The sequence below is a fragment of the Streptomyces akebiae genome, assembly GCF_019599145.1.
Lineage (GTDB): Bacteria > Actinomycetota > Actinomycetes > Streptomycetales > Streptomycetaceae > Streptomyces > Streptomyces akebiae.
This window is the reverse complement of sequence record NZ_CP080647.1, coordinates 1,357,325-1,375,019: the sequence shown is the minus strand read 5'-3', so window position 1 is coordinate 1,375,019 and position 17,695 is coordinate 1,357,325. Positions and strand designations below refer to the sequence as shown.

The 17,695-nt window shown below is 66.3% G+C and carries 11 protein-coding genes; 6 read left to right on the top strand and 5 right to left on the bottom strand.

What is annotated here, in order from left to right:
* Positions 1-1,413, bottom strand: coding sequence for a hypothetical protein (locus K1J60_RS06105; RefSeq protein ID WP_259407573.1), 1,413 nt, complete (start codon positions 1,411-1,413; stop codon positions 1-3).
* Between the two features lie 332 nt (positions 1,414-1,745).
* Between K1J60_RS06105 and K1J60_RS06100 the strand changes: the two genes are divergently transcribed.
* The 3 genes from K1J60_RS06100 to K1J60_RS06090 are packed head-to-tail and all read left to right on the top strand — an operon-like array spanning position 1,746 to position 4,689.
* On the top strand, positions 1,746-2,186 hold the full coding sequence (locus K1J60_RS06100) for a hypothetical protein (protein ID WP_220645271.1): 441 nt from the start codon (positions 1,746-1,748) through the stop codon (positions 2,184-2,186).
* Positions 2,183-3,391, top strand: coding sequence for a hypothetical protein (locus K1J60_RS06095; RefSeq protein WP_220645270.1), 1,209 nt, complete (start codon positions 2,183-2,185; stop codon positions 3,389-3,391). The genes K1J60_RS06100 and K1J60_RS06095 overlap by 4 nt, the downstream gene beginning before the upstream one ends.
* Positions 3,388-4,689, top strand: coding sequence for a DUF1173 family protein (locus tag K1J60_RS06090; protein WP_220645269.1), 1,302 nt, complete (start codon positions 3,388-3,390; stop codon positions 4,687-4,689). Before K1J60_RS06095 ends, K1J60_RS06090 begins: the two co-directional genes overlap by 4 nt.
* 78 nt (positions 4,690-4,767) lie before the next feature.
* On the opposite strand, the gene K1J60_RS06085 is transcribed toward K1J60_RS06090, so the two are convergent.
* From K1J60_RS06085 to K1J60_RS06075, 3 genes are all read right to left on the bottom strand, one after another.
* Positions 4,768-6,426, bottom strand: a complete 1,659-nt coding sequence (locus K1J60_RS06085; RefSeq protein WP_220645268.1) for a UvrD-helicase domain-containing protein — start codon at positions 6,424-6,426, stop codon at positions 4,768-4,770.
* Entirely contained in the window at positions 6,423-8,312 is a 1,890-nt protein-coding gene (locus K1J60_RS06080; RefSeq protein ID WP_220645267.1) for a Rossmann-fold NAD(P)-binding domain-containing protein, read from the bottom strand. The genes K1J60_RS06085 and K1J60_RS06080 overlap by 4 nt, the downstream gene beginning before the upstream one ends.
* Positions 8,313-8,424: 112 nt before the next feature.
* Positions 8,425-9,594: a hypothetical protein gene (locus K1J60_RS06075; protein ID WP_259407572.1), complete on the bottom strand. Its 1,170-nt coding sequence runs from the start codon at positions 9,592-9,594 to the stop codon at positions 8,425-8,427.
* Positions 9,595-10,127: 533 nt separating this feature from the next.
* Between K1J60_RS06075 and K1J60_RS06070 the strand changes: the two genes are divergently transcribed.
* From K1J60_RS06070 to K1J60_RS06060, 3 genes are read left to right on the top strand one after another with little or no spacing between them, the layout of a single operon-like run.
* A complete protein-coding gene (locus K1J60_RS06070; protein ID WP_220645266.1) occupies positions 10,128-12,107 on the top strand; it encodes a type I restriction-modification system subunit M in 1,980 nt (659 codons plus the stop codon).
* Positions 12,104-13,375, top strand: coding sequence for a restriction endonuclease subunit S (locus tag K1J60_RS06065; protein WP_220645265.1), 1,272 nt, complete (start codon positions 12,104-12,106; stop codon positions 13,373-13,375). The genes K1J60_RS06070 and K1J60_RS06065 overlap by 4 nt, the downstream gene beginning before the upstream one ends.
* Positions 13,376-13,378: 3 nt before the next feature.
* Entirely contained in the window at positions 13,379-16,480 is a 3,102-nt protein-coding gene (locus tag K1J60_RS06060; RefSeq protein WP_259407571.1) for a type I restriction endonuclease subunit R, read from the top strand.
* Positions 16,481-16,733: 253 nt separating this feature from the next.
* Here K1J60_RS06060 and K1J60_RS06055 read toward each other — a convergent pair whose 3' ends face one another.
* The gene (locus tag K1J60_RS06055) at positions 16,734-17,288 is read right to left on the bottom strand and encodes a hypothetical protein (protein WP_220645264.1); all 555 of its coding nucleotides are present in this window, start codon (positions 17,286-17,288) and stop codon (positions 16,734-16,736) included.
* Positions 17,289-17,695 lie beyond the last annotated feature (407 nt).

Here is a 17,695-nt window from a genome sequence, read left to right as displayed (position 1 = left end):
TCAGGAAGCGGGATAGACCGCGACCACGTCGCGGGTGCGGAAGACACCGTGCCCGTCCGCCGCCACATACATCGGAACCTCGGCCGCTGCGGGCAGCGCCTTGGCCGTCCCGGTCCGCACGCTGACACGGGCGGAGTCCCGCTCGGGCGTGTCCGTCCCGTCCTGGGCAATCGGCAGCCGCCCGTACAGGGAGGTGGCTTCGGTGTCGTCGACGGCATGCACTATGCCGTACGCCGTGCCGTCGTCGGCGACAGCGGTCAGATCGATGCCCTTGGTGCTGTCGGTGCTGGTGAAGCAGTGCCCGCGGCCGGTAGCCAGGTCGAACCCGACCTGCCCGGAGACGAGGAAGTCACCGCTCGGCGAAAGGCGGGTGGAGGACTGCGCGGACCCCGGCTGAAGGGTGAGCCCCTCGGCGGAGGTGCAGCTCACCTGCGCCTTGATCTTCCCGGTGGCGAGATCGTGCACCGCCAGTGTCGTCTTTTTCGTGTCGGAGAGCGCGGGCGGGTCGGTCTGCGTGTCGCTGGTGTGCCAGGCGGCCACCAGATACTGCCCGGCGACCGCGAGCGGGATGCCGACGTGCATATCGCCGGGGGCAAAGCTGGTGCTGGTCCAGGCGTCACCGACCTGGAACCCGTAAGTGCACGGGGTGCCGCCCCCGGCCCACTGGTCGCAGCCGTCCTGCTGCTGGAAGGTGAAGACGACGCCCTGAGCGGTGGCGAAGGCAGGAGAGGCCTGAACGGTGCAGGACCCCGCGCCGCAGCCGGAAACCGTCAGCGTCTTCGTCTGCACCACGCGCTGGGCGCCCGTGGCCGCGTCGACCGCGACGGCCTTCTCGTGCACGCCGCCGGTCACCGGGCCGACCAGGAAGCCGGAATCGGTGGTCGTGAAGGAGGCCGCGGTGTCGTCAGGCGCCTCCAGGACGAGGTGATGGTCCGCGGTTGCCTTGCTGGCCGAGTCCGCCGCGATGACATCGATCGTGGTCGTGCGGTGCGACGCGTTCAGGCCGCTTCCGCTGGTCTTGCCCTGGCGGGCCAGCACCACCTTCTCGCCGGCCTTGCTCTCCTGAACGAAGACGCCGGTGCGGGCACTCGTGAGGGCCTTGGGGGTGAAGGTCCACTCGGTCTCGCCGCTGGCGAGGGAGAAGGCGCGTACCCGCGAGCCGTCGGCGGCTGCCTGAATCACCAGACCGCGCTTGGGCGCGACGGCGACCAGGGGGAAACCGCTGGATCCCGGCTCCACATCGGTGGCCTCGGGGCTCGCCGATGTGCTCCAGCCGGTCTCCGTGGCGAATCCGTCCGGGACCGGCAGCCGGACCGGTGCCGCGGCCTTGTGCGTTGCCCCGGCGGTCGGATCGGCCTTGCCGCCCGAGGCATCGCTGCAGCCAGCCAGCGCGCCGAGGACGAGTGCCGCCATTCCCGCGGCGACCGCCCGGCGTGGTGCGCGGCGCGATCTTGTTGCCGAGGACGCGCTACGTGCGCCGGTCGGCACGGGTATGGAGCAGTCAGTCATCAAGTCCTCCGTTCTGGATGTGCATCGCAGCCGGTTGAAGCCACACTCTCACACCCTTTCATACCCCTAGGGGGTATTTTGTGATGGGGTTGGCGCGACAGTCGGATGACTTCTGCACAAGGGGAAGCCGCCGTTCGGCGACGTTAGAGGTGAATGGATACGGATGACGGGTGACTTCGCCGCAACTAGTCAATCAGTGCATGTACTTGACGCATCACCGAAGGAGAGCGGATCACATGGCCAGCACCCCCCGGCCCGATTTCGCGCGCGTGGCACGCCTGCGGGGCGCCGAGCAGGGAGTGATCGACGAAGCGGCCCGCCAGGGACTCATACCTGCAGACATCGCTCACGCGCTCACGTCGCCTGGCGCAGGTGACCAACTTCTGTTCCAGGGGTTTGAGGTGGTAGCGGACCTCGACTCCCTCTCGGGCCCCAGCTCGGGCTTCGTGGACGTTCCCCGTCACCTGGTCGACGGCGACCTGCCCGAGCTCGTGGACGTGGCGGACCCGGTGCAGCGCGCCGTGCTGTATCGCAGACTCCTCGCACGAGGGACCGCGACAGAGCAGGCAGAACTGATCAACCGCGACGTTCTGCTCCGCCTGTGGCCCCAACGGCTTGCCCCGCACGCCGTCGTGCAGGTGTGGGAGCGGCGGTTCCCGGAGCTGACCGCGCCATGAACACCGAGGGAATGCTCGCGGTCGCCCGTATCGTGCTGACCGCATGCGGCCCGAACGGCTACCACCTGTCCGGCTCGCTGGCACTCCATGCCCTCGGCGTCGCCGGGGCCAGGCCGGCACACGACATCGACGTGTTCACAGACGAGGTCCAGGACACCCCGGCGGTGCGGGCGGCCGTCGTCGGCGCGCTGGCCGCCCACGGGTACCGAGTTGAGGAGGTCCGGACCTGGGCCTTCCATCCGCTCGCGCAATGCGACCAGAACAGCGACCTGCTCGTCACGCACGCCGAGTACGGCTCGGTCACCGTTCAAATGGCCCGCATGCCACGCTACTTTTTCTCCCACACCATCGCGGGCGTGCCGGTCGCGGCCATAGGCGACCTCCTCTACGCCAAGCTGGAGGCTCCTGAACACCACCTGGCCCCCAAAGACTTCGTCGATCTGGCCGTGCTGAGTCGACATCTGGGACAAGGAGACGTCGACTCCTACCTCGCCGACTACGTGAGCGGTATCGCAGGGCTCCGCCAGCTCCCCGAGACGCAGGTGCGCGAAGACCTCTACGTCCGGCTGGCCCAGGTCGCCGACATCCCGGACACGGCATTCGCCGGCTACGCGCTGGACCCGCAGGCCGTGCCCCTCCTGCGCGCCGACCTGCTGGCATGGGCGGACCGGATCACACCAGCCGAGCTCAATCAGAGCCGCCTGGAACCAGGCGTGGGCGCCGGTCTGCAGGGCATGGGACAGGCAGACGTGCTGGCCGCCCTGGCCAGACTGGCGCGCGCGGACTCCCTCGCGTTGCTGACCCCGCCCGAGCTGAGCAGCCGACGCGGCCAGGTCATGGACCGGGCGCTGACCGCCTCTTACGGGCTCCGGCAGATGACCGAGCAACTCTCCGAAGGCGTACTTGGCCCCCCGGACGCAGCTGAGGCGATGCACCGTATCGAGGAACTCATCGAAGAGGTGCAGCGCATCACGTTGGAGATCCAACGTCGCTCCAGGCTCACTGCACGCCAGCGGGCGGAGGAGGCTGCTGTACGGCGTGCCCTGGCCGAGCAGCTGGATGCCGCCGAGACCCCAGACCCTCACCAAGCGGCGGCTCAACTCATGCTGCAGGTCAGCCGACGGCGTCGACACGCCGAGGCAGAGGAAGAACTTCAGCACCATCGGCCAACGACCGGTCCCGGTTACGGAGGAGTGGGGAGATGACCGCGTCGAAAGCCGCCATCCTGCAAGACCAACCCGGCCACCCCCGACCAGCCGACGCGGACAGGTCCCGAAGCGACGGCACCACCCGCGGTGACCGGTCCGACCGCGTACGGCTGGCAGACAAGTCGCTTCCGCTGTTCGTGCTGCGCGAGCACGCCACCGACTACGCGGCACTCTTCGCCCGGGCGCGAGCCGAGGTGGGCCACGGCCAATGTCTCTGCCGGACACCGGCCCTCCGGCTGGTTATCCGCTGTAGCCGGGCCGGCCGCTATCACTTGGCTGGATGGCCAGGGGAAGGCGAACTCCACGATCCCAGCTGCAGTTTCCACAAGCTCGCCTCGGAGCTGTCCGGCCGCGATGCCTACAGCACGGAAGCCATCCACGAGTCTGACGACGGCGTCGCGATCCGCTTCTCGACCGCACTTGCCCGCAAGCTCAGCGCCCCGGAGCCCGCCAGAGCCCCTACTGAACAGCGTGAGGGCCGCACCCGCCGTACTGTCGGTCTGCTCGGCCTTCTCCACTGGTTGTGGGAGGGCGCCCAGCTCACTGCGTGGCATCCGCGATGGCGGCGACGCACCTGGTGGGTCTGTCACGCGCGTCTGAGCGAGCAGATCGCCGGATGCTCCATCAACCACGAGGAGTTGACCGAGGCCCTGTATGTCGTGCCCCCATTCCGGGAGGAGTTTGCCCGCCGCAATGCCGCCGCTTTCGAGACCTTCCGCGTTGCCCGACTGAAACGTCGCGGAGACACCCAGCGCCGGGGTCTCATCCTCGGCGAGATCAGGGATGTCAGAGAGACCCGGTATGGAGTCCGGTATGCGCTGGCGCACCACCGCGGCGCCCTGTTCGCCACCGCTGCGCTCGACGAACGGCTACGCCGCTCCTACCGCCCCGCCTTTTCCGAAGCCGCCGCCGAACACGGAGCCCGACGGATCGGCCTGTTCCTGGTCGAACTCAGCCCCAAGGACAACGTCCGGGTAGTCGACATGGCGGCCATGCTGGTCAGCAAGCTCTACATACCCGCCGACTCCAGCCACGAAGTCGTCATGGCCAACGCCCTCGCCGACGCCGGCCGTGCCTATGTCAAGCCGGTCCGGTACGACGGCAGCGATCTCGTTTTCCCGGACTTCGTCCTCACCGACACCTGCCCTCACTCCTATGTGGAGGTCTACGGCATTCAGGGCAGAGAGGCCTACGACGAGCGCAAGCGTGTGAAGCAGGCTCACTACCAAAACCAGGGTTCCAGCTTGATCGAGTGGGACGTGACCGAACCGATTCCTGACTTGCGTAGACGCTAGAGATCCTTATCTGCTGGGTGGCGGAACCGTCGCCTGCCGCACGGTGCTGGGATCGAGCGCCGACGGCGCGGAAGGGCCCTACCGCAGGGCGGCGACGAGAGGTTCCCAGAGCCCGTGCACCAGATTGGGCACAACGAGGTGCGCGTTGTGTCGGGCGCGGGTCATTACCACGTACAACAGTTTGGAGCCGGTCGGGTAGGGCTCTCCTTCGGAGCCGTGGAACTCGTTGCTTCCGAGGAGCAAGATCGTGGTGTCGGCTTCCCTGCCCTTGGTCTGGTGGAGGTTCATGACCTGGATCGGGGCTCGGCGCGCTGTCCCTGCCCCGACCAGGGCTTCGTCGCGTGCCCGGAGCAACTCCTGCTCGACCGCGACAGCGTCGAAGCAGTCCTCGCCGAAGCGACGTAGCGCGATGCGCGCCTGACGGGCCGCCTGAAGCCAGGTCTCCTGGCCACGGGCGGCGCCGACCGTGTTGTAGGCGTTCGTGACCACCTCGGCGAGTCTGGCAACATCAGGCTGGCCACCCTCGCCGACCGAGGCTCGCAGGTCGCGTGCCAGTCGCTTCAGTGCGTTGCGGAGGGCCGGGTTAGTCGTCGGGTTGAGCATCTGTTGGGCGAGCGGCACCATCCTGTTCCCCTTGCGCTCCGTGGCCTGGACGTATACGGCCAGCGCACGGAGCACTCCGGAGTCGGGGATCTTCAGGGCGTACTTCACCAGTGCGAGTTGTGCGGTGAGGGCCTCACCGTATGCCTCGCTTAGGCCGACCTGCTCGTGCACGAGTCCGTCGGCGAGGAGGGCGTCGGAGAGGCTGGAGGTCGCCACGTTCGTGTGGGTGAAGATACTGACGGTGTGGCCGTCCTTTCGGGCACGGCGTGCGAGGTCGATGACCTCGGCGTGTCCGTGGCCGTCGTCATAGTCGGTGACCGAGATGCGCCCCGCGGCGGCGGCTGTGCGGATAGCGTCGTGGGTGAAGTCGCGTCGCATGGCGGCTTCGGCTGCGGCCGGAAGGGTTCCGCTCGGGTCGCGGTAGCTGAGCGGTGGCAACGTGATCTTGTCGGCACCCGGCAATCGCACTGCCGCGGCGATCCGAGTGTCGGCGTTGATGTGTTTGAAGCCCGCGTAGATGCACTGGTTGGTGTCGCCCAGCAGGATGCGGCGCGCGGTCGGGGCGATCTGCTGGAGAAACTGCCATTCCTGGTCGTCGGTGTCCTGGAACTCGTCGCAGATGACAAGGCCGTACCGGCTGCTGTAGTGGCTGCGCACCTTGTCCAGGCCGAGCAACCCCATGGCCGTCGGGACCAGTTGGCTGTAGGTGAGCCCGGGCCCGGCTCCGCCGACGAGGCGCTGCGCTTCACTCAGGACGGCGAGGGGCAGGGGGTATCCGTGGTGCGGGCCGAAGCTGTTGATGATGCGCCAGGCGAAGCCGTGGAAGGTGGCCACTTCGAGGCGGGGGGCTAGCGGACCGATCACGTCGGATGAGCGGTCGATGATCTGCGCCACTGCGGTGCGGGAGAAGGAGAGGAAAAGGACCCGCTCCGGGGCGGGCAGCCGCGTCCTTCGGCCAGCCTGGTGGGCCGCTCGGCGTCGGAGCGCCAGCCGTTCGTCGGCGTCTTCGAGGTGGCGGCGGGCGGCTGCGACGGCGGTGGTGGTCTTGCCCGTGCCAGCACCCCCGAGTACGACGAGAACCGGCGCGGTGCTCTCGACGACGTCCTGCTGCTCACCCTTGGCCTCGTACGTCACGCTGCGTCCTCGTCAGGGCGGCCGACACTTTCAAGGGCAACCATCGTGGGGCCGCTGTAGCTGGAGCTGGCTGCCGTGGCGATGGCGTCCAGAATGGCCGCCAAGAGTGGCGGGTGGACCACGGAAACGTCCTCCTCCAGCTCCTTCCCATGGTGCTCTTCAGCGTCCGCAGGTTCCGGCTGAAGCTCGCGGTAGAGAGCGTCGAGGAAGGGCTCGTGCAAGCCCTTCTTGTGGAGTGTCACGCAGAGGTTCGTGACGGTCTGCTCTGTGGCTTCGACGCCCAGGGGATCCGGTTGGCCGAAGACGGTAAGGACCGAGCTGGCCGCGGCGAGCTGAGCCAGCCGTACGCCGGCGGTTATCGCGCGTTCGATCGCGGTCTTCTCCGGCAGCTGGATGACGACGTCGCACGACTTCTTTACCTTGTCGAGCTGATCAGCCGACTGCTGCGAGGGCTTGTCGGCGTCCACGACGCCGATCACACGGAAGCCGAGTTGCTTGGCGAGATCGGCGATCTGAGGGACCTGGTCGATGCCGCCGTCGGACCCCGTCCCGGCAGCGACGAGCCGGACACCGTAGGCGGATAGGGGCAACCTGTGGGGAGGGTAGCGCCGGTTGGCCATGCCGAGGACCGCGACGTCGTGCGGCCCCTCGGTGACCGCAACGACGGGTGCGGTGAGCGCAGGCAGCAGCTGTGTATGGAGCTGGCGGTGGGCGACGAGCTGCTTACGGTCTCTGACCTGCGGAAGCTGGTGGTAGGTCCGTTGGCCGCCGTGCCGCACAAGGCGGACCACCTCGCCGGGTTCGAATGCGCGGGCCACTTCGGGCCGGCGGGTCGACAGCCAGGCCTGTCCGGACCGGTTGCGGATCAGCGAGGCCAGATACTCGGCGGTGGCGGCGTCGAGCTGGTCTCCGAAGTCATCGGCGAGTACGACCGCGCCGGGGACGTCCGCGAGCAGCATGGCCTCGGCCATGGAGAGGACGGCGGTCACGGTGCTGCCGTGGGTCGTCAGGGCCAGCGGTCCGGCGGTGTCGAGCCTTAGGGCGGCCCGCAGCGTACGCAGAAGTGCGCTGACGGATCCGTCCTCAGCGAGAAAACCGACGTCCCCGGCGGTGATCGGGCTGTCCCCGAGGCGTTTCCCGGTGCCGCCCACGGCGAGCACGGCGTCCACGGCCTCGGTGATGGCCGGGTCCTGGGACAGAGCGGTCACGGCCTCGCCGACGGCGTCGCGCAGGACTTCGAAGGCGGCGACGGCAGCCTTGGGGTCGCGCTCCTCGATGTACCGTCGCAGGCTGCCGCCCGCTCGAAGCTGCAGGGGGACTCCCGCGTTGAGGGTGATCACCGGAAGCGCGCGGCGCACGGCAGCTGGCACCCGTAGAAGATGGTTGGTTTCCGGATTGCTGCGCGCGGGATAGTAGACGACGGACTCCAGTGCCTCGGTCTCGTGGTCGTAGCTGAGGCGATAGGTGAGACGAACACACTGGGGAGCGGACGGGTCCGCCTCGTCGTCCTCGGAAGCCATCCCCGTTGCGTCGAGCGGCTGGAGGTAGCCATCGACCAGTTGCTCGATCTCCGGGTCGAGATCAGACAGCGTGACCTCCACCTCTGCCGTGGACGCCCGGACTGGCGCCGCCGACTCAGGCGATGCCGCCTCCGAGCCTGCTTCGAACTGGGAAGTCTGGTCCTCGCCATCTCCCTCCACAGGCGCCGTCTGGTGGAGATCCGACAGGGAGGGGCCGTGTGCAGCTTCCGGGTCGAGTACGCGCGCCAGTGCCTCGATGACATCGCTACGGCCGGCGCGGGGCACGCCGGCCACGACCGCGTGATCGCGGGGGCGCAGGTCGAGGGACTTCCAGCCCCGGAAGTCCGTGATCAGCAGTCGGGTCACTCGCACCCCACCATCATCGCGGACAACCCCCGCGGAAAGCGCGGCATTTGCCGCAAGACGACTAAAGGGGGTGTGTGACGTAGATCAGAGCCGCAGCCGATCTGTGACCCGTCTACTCCAGCAGCTCTGATCGGATGCGGTCCCAGCTCGGCCGCGGGCTGTCGACCGGGTGCACGAGGGTCAGGAGGCGGCCTTCGAGGAACACATCGAGCCGGTCGGTCTGCGAGGCCAGTCGGCGGCGCTTGGCCCGGTGGTCCACCGGCACTCGCTCGCCCAGGACGCCCAGCAGGACCTCGTGGTGTGCCTGTCCGACAGCGTCGCCGCGGATCCATCGGCCACGGACCTCTACGCCGGAGAGCGTGCCAAGCGTGTCCTCGCGTGCGAAGGACCGCTTCATCGCCTTCTCGACCACTACTGCGGCTCGGCTGATCGCCGTTCCGGCGGAGGCCCCGGTTGCATCGGCAGAGCCCTCGCCGCCGGACTCGGGCGCGGAGTCTGCCCCGGCCGCGAGAGGGTCCTGCTCCAGGTCCGTGCGCCGGCGGGGATCCCGGGGAACACGGAACCGCCAGGGTTGTGCGCTGCCTGGTGCATCGATCCACCCGGTCTTGAGTCCGGCCGTGGCCGGGGAGTCGTCGGGCAGGAAGATGTCGACATAGACGCCGCCCGAACCGAGCCAGACCCAGCTCATGAAGTAGGCATGCTCGTTGTGGTCGACGGACCACTGCGCGAGTTTCTCCAAGCGTGCCTTTTGCGGCTGGGTGCCTTGGCCAGCTGGGAGCATCTGCTTGTGGTCGCGGCGTCGGCCCCGTGCCTCTCCGGCGAGCGGACCGGCGGCCAAGTCGTACAGAAGGTCGGGCCGTACGCCCTTTTTCGCGTAGGTTCCGACGAGCTTTCCAGGTAAGACGTCGAAGCTGCTAAGGCCGTTGGCCCCGGGCTTCCAGTCGAAGAGTGCCTCACTGGCGGCGCTCATCACCCCGAGCCCGGTGCACTCGCTGACGAAGCGTCGGATGTGGCCGGAGCTGGAGTCGAGCGCGGAACAGTCGACCCCAAGCGCACCGCCCGAGCTGCTGGTGATGTAGCTGAGGAGGAGGCTGATCTCGTGGTCACGCACACGCTGGTCAACCGTCTTGCGCAGGTCGCACGCGAGGGCGTTGATGTTGACCAAGGCGGCCAAGGACACAGGCAGGGGGCCCTGCCCGATCTCGACGGCCTGGACGGCTTCCGCGCCCGCGCTTCCCTTCTCAACCGTGAAGCGCCACACCCGGGCGCGCACCGAACTCATAGGGGAAGCCTACGGCCCGTCCCCAACAGCACGACCGACCGGATCACTCCACCTCTGCGGGGCATGCCCACCGACGTCCACGGCCTGGTCGTATCGGCGCCTCGTGTGTCCTCGTCTACGGCCTGATCCCCGAGGTCAACCACGGAGCAACAGCCACGCCCCCGCTACCCACGGCGCCCCCCAGCCAGCCCCTTCGGGCGGGCGGTCCGGCGACCGGGCCGCCCACCCGAATACGGCAGGAGGATCGGCATACAGGGCATGGCGCCATAGGCACCGCCGACGGCTCGGCACTCCCTCGGCTTGCTACCCCTGGTTGCCATGCCGCTCTAAAGGCAGAGAGGCGCTGCCCGCTCGGTTATCCGGCGGACAACGGACGGCACGAATGGGACTTCTAACTCAAAACGGGCGTCGCTTCTGGAATGGCGTCGGTCCTGTCAGTGGCACCATCTACATTTTCGTGTGTGGACCAGTGCCGTCACTGGTCAACCTCTCAGCGGGTGCCCCCTGCGTCCGTGCTAGGAAGGACAACTCAAGTGGTCGACCTGAAGAAGGACGTCTGGGCCATCGCGGACACCCTGCGCGGTGTCTATGCCCGCAACAAGGCGGGCGACGTCATCCTGCCCATGACGATCCTGCGCCGCCTGGAGTGCGTCATGGCACCCCACCGCGCCCAGGTTGCCGCGATCATCGCCCAGCAGCCGAACGAGACGCTGCGCGTGAAGCTGATCAAGTCCTTCACTGGCGGTGTGAAGTTCTACAACACGACGAAGCACACCCTGGCCTCGGTGTACGACTCCGGCGACGACATGGCCGACAACCTGCTGGAGTATGTGCGCGGGTTCAGCAGCGACATCGACGTCTTCGCGAACTTCCACCTGCCCCAGCACATCGAACGGATGAGGAAGGGCGGCATCCTCGCCACGATCGTCCGCCAGTTCCGCGATCTCGACCTGTCGCCCAGGGCCGTGCCGAACTCCAAGATGGGTGAGCTGTTCGAGCACCTCATCTATATGGACTTTGAGTCGTCCAACGCTGAGTCCGGTGACCACTACACTCCGCGCGACGCGATCAACCTGCTTGTCGACTTGCTGTTCGCCGAGGACGACAACGCGCTGTCCGGCGACGCCATCCGCAGCATTTACGACCCCACCGTCGGCACCGGTGGCATGCTCAGCGTGGCAGAGGAGCACCTGCACCGCATGAACCCGGACGCCGAGCTCCTCCTGTACGGGCAGGAGCTGCGTTCCGAGTCCTACGCCATGTGCCGCTCCGACATGCTCGCCAAGGGCCAGAACCCCCAGAACATCGTGCTGGGCAATACCCTGACCAAGGACCTGTTCCCAGACGACAGGTTCAACTACATCCTCTCCAACCCGCCCTACGGCGTGGACTGGAAGAACATCGCCGAGGATGTGGAGAAGGAGCACAAGAGGGGCTTCAGTGGTCGCTTCGGGGCTGGCCTGCCCCCGACGTCCGACGGCGCCCTACTGTTCGTCCAACACGCCATCGCCAAGATGAACCCCGCTGACAGCCAGGACGGCGGCGCCCGCGCCGGCATCGTCCTGAACGGCTCCCCGCTGTTCTCCGGCGGTGCCGGGAGCGGCTCCAGCAACATCCGAGGGTGGCTGCTGGAGAACGACTTGATCGAAGCCATCGTCGCGCTGCCGAACGACATGTTCTACAACACCGGCATTCCCACGTACCTGTGGATCTTCGACAACAAAAAGCGCCCCGAGCGCAAGGGCAAGGTGCAGCTCATCGACGCCACCGCCCTGGGCGCCAAGATGGACAAATCCCTGGGCTCCAAGCGCGTCAAGATCAACGACGCCGCCCGTGAGCGCGTGCTCCAGCAGTACACGGACATGGAGTCCTCGGACACCTCTAAGATCTTCGACAACCTCGACTTCGCCTTCTGGCAGATCACCGTCGAGCGGCCTATGCGGCGGAACTTCGAGACCACACCTGAACGGGTCACCCTCGTCGCTGAGCACAAGACCCTCGGCAGCATCGACGGCCTCATCGACGCCCTGAACTGCTTCAACGGGGGCCAGTACCTCAACCGGGAGGACTTCCTCAACGACCTGGGCAAGCACCTCGGTTCCCGCAGCATCAGCCTGACGTCCGCGCAGCGCAAAGCCCTGTGGCAGACCCTCGGCGAGCGCGACGAGAACGCCGACATCTGCCGCTTCCAGTCCGGCAAGAACAAGGGGGAGCCGGAGCCCGACGTTCCACTCCGCGATACCGAGATCGTCCCCTTCGGCTGGAATGGGCACCCCAAGAGGCACGACGCCAAGGACGCCACCATCAAGGCGTACTTCAACGCAGAGGTTAAACCGCACATCGAGGACGCCTGGATCGACCACACCAAGACCAAGGTGGGCTACGAGATCCCCTTCACCCTCCACTTCTACAAGTACGTGCCCCCGCGCACCCTCGCTGAGATCGACGCCGACCTCGACGAGTCCCTGCAGGAGATCCTCGGCCTGCTGCACAAGGTGGAGGCAAGCAAGTGAGCACTCCACTTCCCTGGGGAGACACCCAGCTGCCGTGGACGATCGGTAAGGTCAAGCACCTGGGGAGCGTCACTCTCGGCAAGATGCTCCAGGCAAAAGACACAGGCCAAGACGTCCTTGCTCCGTACATGAGGGCGGCCAACGTCCAGCCTGACGGCGTCCTTGCTCTGGACGACGTGAAGGAAATGTGGTTCTCACCCTCTGAGCTGGACGACCTCACCCTTCGGCAGGGTGACGTGGTCGTGGTCGAGGGCGGGCAGGGGGGCTTCGGACGTGCCGCGTACGTCGGTGAAGACCTCGACGGCTGGGGGTTCCAGAACTCGATCAACCGTGTCCGGTCGAAAACTGGTAATGATGGGCGATTCCTTGCGTACTACCTGATCGCCCTGCGCGCCACCGGGTTCCTCCGAAGGTACTGCAACGTCGTTTCCATGCCGCACCTGACGGCCGAGAAGCTGGCCGCCATTCCCCTCCCGCTTCCCTCCGGTCCTGAGCAACGCGCCATCGCTGATTACCTGGATCGCGAGACCGCAGAGATCGACAGGCTCATTGCCGCGCTGGAGCGGTTCATTGGACAGCTGCAGGAACGACGTCAAGCTGTCGTGGAGCATGAGCTTGCGGAGGTCGTGCCGGCGGCGCCCGGTACACGGCTGAAGCACCTGGTGCGGTCCGTTCGACAGGGGTGGAGCCCGCAGTGCTTTCCTTGGCCTGCAGATGGAGTCCAGAGCTGGGCAGTCCTGAAAGCCGGGGCGGCCAACCGTGGGGTCTTCCGCCCGGAAGAGAACAAAGAGCTCCCCGAAGACCTGGAGCCGCGTCCGTCGACCGTGGTGCGGCGCGGCGATCTCTTGGTCTCCCGAGCTAACACCCGTGACCTTGTCGGTAGCGCGGCAGTGGTGTCCGGAGATTACCCGCGGCTCATGCTGAGCGACAAGCTCTACGCTCTCGCGCTCGACGAGTCCAAGGCTTTGCCCCGGTATGTCGCCCACCTGATGGCCAGCCGCCGAGTCAGGGATTTGATCGAGATGGCCGCGTCTGGCGCGAGCTCTTCGATGCTGAACATCAGCAGGGACGACATCGTGAACCTTCCGATGAATGTTCCTGAGCCTGCTGAACAGCGTCGCATCCTCAAGCACCTGGACGAGGAAACAGCGGAGATCGACACTCTGATCACGAAGACGCAGCGGCATATCGAGCTCGTCAGGGCGCGCCGTAGCGCGCTCATCACTGCGGCCGTGACCGGCCAGATCGACATCCCCGAGGAGGCCTGAGCCGTGGTGGACCTGACCTACGAGTCGGAGTTCGAGCAGCGCATCTGCGAATACCTGGCCGCCCACGGATGGGAGTACTCCTCGAACGGGGAGGGGTACGACGCCGAACGTGCCCTGTTCCCAGAGGACGTGTTCGATTGGTTCAAGGACCTGGACCCGCAGGCATGGAAGCGCAGCATCGGTTCCGGCCCGCGGGCAGACTCCGCTAAGGAGGCTCTGCTCGACCTGATCGTGCAGCTACGGTCCACCCCGCTGGACAACAGGGGTGGTGGCCCTGGCGGGACCCTGCAGTTGCTGCGCTCGAACGTCCCCGTGGGGCTGCGCGACGAGATGAAGATGGTCCAGTGGCGCCCGGCGGACCCGACGAACGCCACCCGCATGGCCGCCTACGGCAAGGTGCGCCTGCGGATCATGCGGCAGGTGTACTACTCGCGGCAAAAGCCTCACGACAGCATCGATCTGGTCGCCTTTATCAACGGCATCCCGGTGGCCACGTTCGAACTGAAGACGAACTTCAAGCAGTCCATCGACGCTGCGGTGAAGCAGTACGCCCAGGACCGCAACCCCAAGGGAGAGCCGCTGCTGGCGTTCGGTACCGGGGCGCTGGTGCACTTCGTGGTCACCGAGTCCGAGGTCGGCATGACCACTCATCTCGACGGTGAGAACACCTACTTCCTGCCGTTCAACCAGGGCAACAACGGCGGCGCGGGCAACCCGGTCAACGAGCACGGGCCGGCCACCGCGTACCTGTGGGAGCAGGTCATGGCCCGCGACACGTGGCTGGACATCTTCGGGTCCATGCTGTTCGTGGACGTCACGACCAGCGCGAACGTGATCACGCGTGAGCGCAAGACCTCGACCAACGTGATATTCCCGCGCTTCCACCAGTGGCAGGCCGTCTCGCGGATGGTCGAGCAGGTCAAGGCTGAGAGCGTAGGGGGACGGTTCTTGATCCAGCACTCAGCCGGGTCGGGCAAGACGAACACGATCGGATGGACTGCACACCGCCTGTCCAACCTGCATGACCCCACCGGTCGCAAGGTCTTCGACACGGTAATGGTGATCACTGACCGCACTGTGCTCGACGACCAGATGCAGCGGGCGGTCCTGCAGATCGAGGGCAAGCCGGATTACGTCTACAACGTGGACAGGAGGGCCCGCACTGACGAGGGCTCCAAGTCCCGTGCGCTGCTCAAGGCCCTGCAGGACCGTCGCCGCATCGTGGTGGTGACCATCCAGACCTTCCCGGCCGTGCTCAAGCTCCTGTCGCAGGACGACTCGCTTGCCGGGCACCGGTTCGCGGTCATCGCGGATGAGGCGCACTCCTCGCAGGCCGGCGCCACGGCTAAGAAGGTGCGCCAGGTACTGCGCGTCGGCGGGCAGGAAGTCGACGAGGGTGCGGAGGTCGACGCCGAGGACACGATCAACGCGTTTGCGGACGTCCCGACCCCGAACGTGTCGTTCTTCGCATTCACCGCCACCCCGAAGCCCAAGACGATCGAGTTGTTCGGGCGCCGCAAGACGCCCGATGCCAAGCCGTCCGCGTTCGACGTGTATTCCATGAAGCAGGCCATCCAGGAGGGGTTCATCCTGGACGTCCTGCCTCGCTACCAGAGCTACGGGACCGTTTACCAGATCGCGGAGGCGATCAAGAAGAACGGTGTCAACGTTTCCGCCGACGACGAGGACAACCTGGTCGAAAAGACCGCGGCGGCCAAGGCACTGAAGCGGTTCGTGCGCCTTCACCCGACGAACATCTCCCAGAAGGTCGAGATCATCGTCGAGCACTTCCGTGCCAATGTGGCCGGCCTACTGGGTGGCCACGCAAAGGCCATGATCGTGACATCGGAGCGCAAGCACGCGCTGCGTTACAAGCTGGCGGTCGACAAGTACATCAAGGCCAAGGGGTACGACCTGGGTACCTTGGTTGCGTTCTCCGGCACCCTGGACGACCCGGAGTCCGGCATTCATGACGAGGTCTCCGAGGCCAAGATGAACCCGGGTGCTGGACCGGACTTGGCTGAAGCGTTCGCCGAGCCGAACTATCGCGTGATGATAGCCGCGGACAAGTTCCAGACGGGGTTCGATCAGCCACTACTGTGCGCGATGTATGTCGACAAGCGCCTGGACGGCATCCAGGCAGTGCAGACGCTCTCGCGTCTGAACCGCACCTTCCGGTCAGGCAACCTGGTCAAGGACCGGGTATTCATCCTGGACTTCGTCAACGAGCCCACAGACATCCAGGCGGCCTTCGCGGAGTACTACGAAGAAGCCGAGATCGAGACCGAGACCAACCCCAACCAACTGCACGTGCTGGCGATGGGGTTGCGCACCTTCGGCATCTTCGACACCCAGGACGTAGCCCAATTCGTCCAAGGCGCCCAGGACGGTGACCGCAATGCGATCACCGCAGCGATGAGCCGGGCCCAGGACCGATTCGCCCAGGCATGGGACCACGCGCAAGCCGACGAAAACACTCAGGCCGTGGAGCGGCTGGAGCAGTTCCGGAAGAACGTCTCCTCGTTCGTGCGGCTGTACGACTTCCTGTCTCAGGTGTACGACTACTCCGGCTCCCCGCTGGAGGACCTGTGCGCGTTCTGCCGTGAACTCGCTCAGTGGATCAAGGCCGAGCGGACGCACGACGAAATCGACATCTCAAGCGCACGGCTGGTCGCCATCGAGCAGAAGGACAAGGGCGTCACGAACGCCTCGGTCACGGAGAAGGGCGACAAGCTGACCGGGCCGAGCGCGCTGGGCACGGCCAAGGTGAAGGACCCTGAGATGGTCCCGCTTCTGGAGGTCATCGACACCCTCAACACCTTGTTCGACGACCTGTCGGAGTCTGCCGTCGCCGGACTGATGGCGCTTGTTATCCAGGCGGCGAAGTCAGATGAGGTGCTGAGGTCGCGGGCGCTGGAGAACAGCCTGGAGAACTTCCTGAAGTCCGAGAAGGTCCGTGACCGGATCCTCGATACCCTGCTTGCCGCCCCCGGGGAGTTGGGGAAGGTGGTGGCCGAGGTCGTCGGCGATGGCAAGGGCCTGGACAGCATCATCGCCGGAGCCTTCCACGGGGTGCGTCTGGACGCAGGGCAGGAGGACAGCTGATGGAACGGCCGAGGTGCTCTGCGCCTGGACCGGCCGACGAGCGAGTCGATCTGCCACGCCCGCTACGGTCTTGAAGGGGGGCTGCCGGGCCCTAGCCTTTAGGGGCGCGGTGGCCCGTCATCCCTTCCGGGGCGGAGGAAACGTCGGAGCGGATTGTCGTCTCCGAGCCGCTTGATCACTTCAACAGCCGTCGTGACGATGAGATTCAGCATGCCCGCCGCTGCGATGATATACGTCAGCACCCATTCGGTTCTCACTGCTGCACCCCGACTTCCTTCACGCAGAGCCACGTGCTAACGCCGGAGGTGACCAGCACGGTAACAAACATCATCAGGGACTGCTGACCGACCACAGCCTCGATCTTCTTGTCGGAGTCGGCACCTGGTGCCAGGTAAGCGGCGATCAGCATGATGAGCATGTTGGTGATCGTTACCAAAATCAGCCGGAAGGACTGGTTCGACTTCCACAAATGCATCAGCGCCTCGCCAACAGCGGCCACTGCCAGGCCCATGGAGACCAGGTAGAGCTGTGCCCGACTGACCCACTCCCAGAAGCCCGGCTGGTGGAACCCCTCGGTCTGCCGGCCGTTCAGGTACTGCCCTCCTGTAGGCAGCAGCGCGAAGACGACGGAGAGAAAGAACCACAGGAACATACGAACCCAGACTTCCTTCTTCTTCCGCGCGACTACCTGAGCCTGGGCACTCGTCAGCGTGTGCGATTGAGACTGTGCGGGCACAGTCTCTCCCGAAGCCCCAGCTCCGGAGGAGGCATCTTCACCGCCAGGTGATGACACCGAGGTCGTTGCCATTCATTGCTCCCGCTCTACGGGCACGCTCGGTCAACTACCTATCTACCTCATCTCACTGACAGCCACCCCGACGATCTGGACTGCCAGCCGCGAACGGCCGCTTCCTCGCTCTGTCCTCCGCCCGGCTGGATGCGGGCGCGTTCGTGTCGTCCATGCCGACTGGCGAGTTGATGCTCCGGCCCACTGGGGCTCTGGTCGGACGAGGCCGGAGGGGAGAATTCCTCCCCACGAGGCCCGGGGCGTGGTCAAAGCCCGTAGCCCATACGGCCATTGACCAGGCGCGTGACCGCCTGGCCTACCGGCCATGCGAGTCACTGGGTGGCTAGGGAGGCAGTCCAACTCGTCCTGGTCCCAGGCGAGTCGAGCAGGCCAGCCAACTACCGCAACTCAAAGTGTCGAAGCTCACG

Bases quoted from the DNA above. Each gene is read 5' to 3' on its own strand.
- K1J60_RS06055 (WP_220645264.1), bottom strand. From the start codon at position 17,288: ATGGCAACGACCTCGGTGTCATCACCTGGCGGTGAAGATGCCTCCTCC.
- K1J60_RS06090 (WP_220645269.1), top strand. From the start codon at position 3,388: ATGACCGCGTCGAAAGCCGCCATCCTGCAAGACCAACCCGGCCACCCC.
- K1J60_RS06105 (WP_259407573.1), bottom strand. From the start codon at position 1,413: ATGGCGGCACTCGTCCTCGGCGCGCTGGCTGGCTGCAGCGATGCCTCG.
- K1J60_RS06100 (WP_220645271.1), top strand. From the start codon at position 1,746: ATGGCCAGCACCCCCCGGCCCGATTTCGCGCGCGTGGCACGCCTGCGG.
- K1J60_RS06075 (WP_259407572.1), bottom strand. From the start codon at position 9,594: ATGAGTTCGGTGCGCGCCCGGGTGTGGCGCTTCACGGTTGAGAAGGGA.
- K1J60_RS06095 (WP_220645270.1), top strand. From the start codon at position 2,183: ATGAACACCGAGGGAATGCTCGCGGTCGCCCGTATCGTGCTGACCGCA.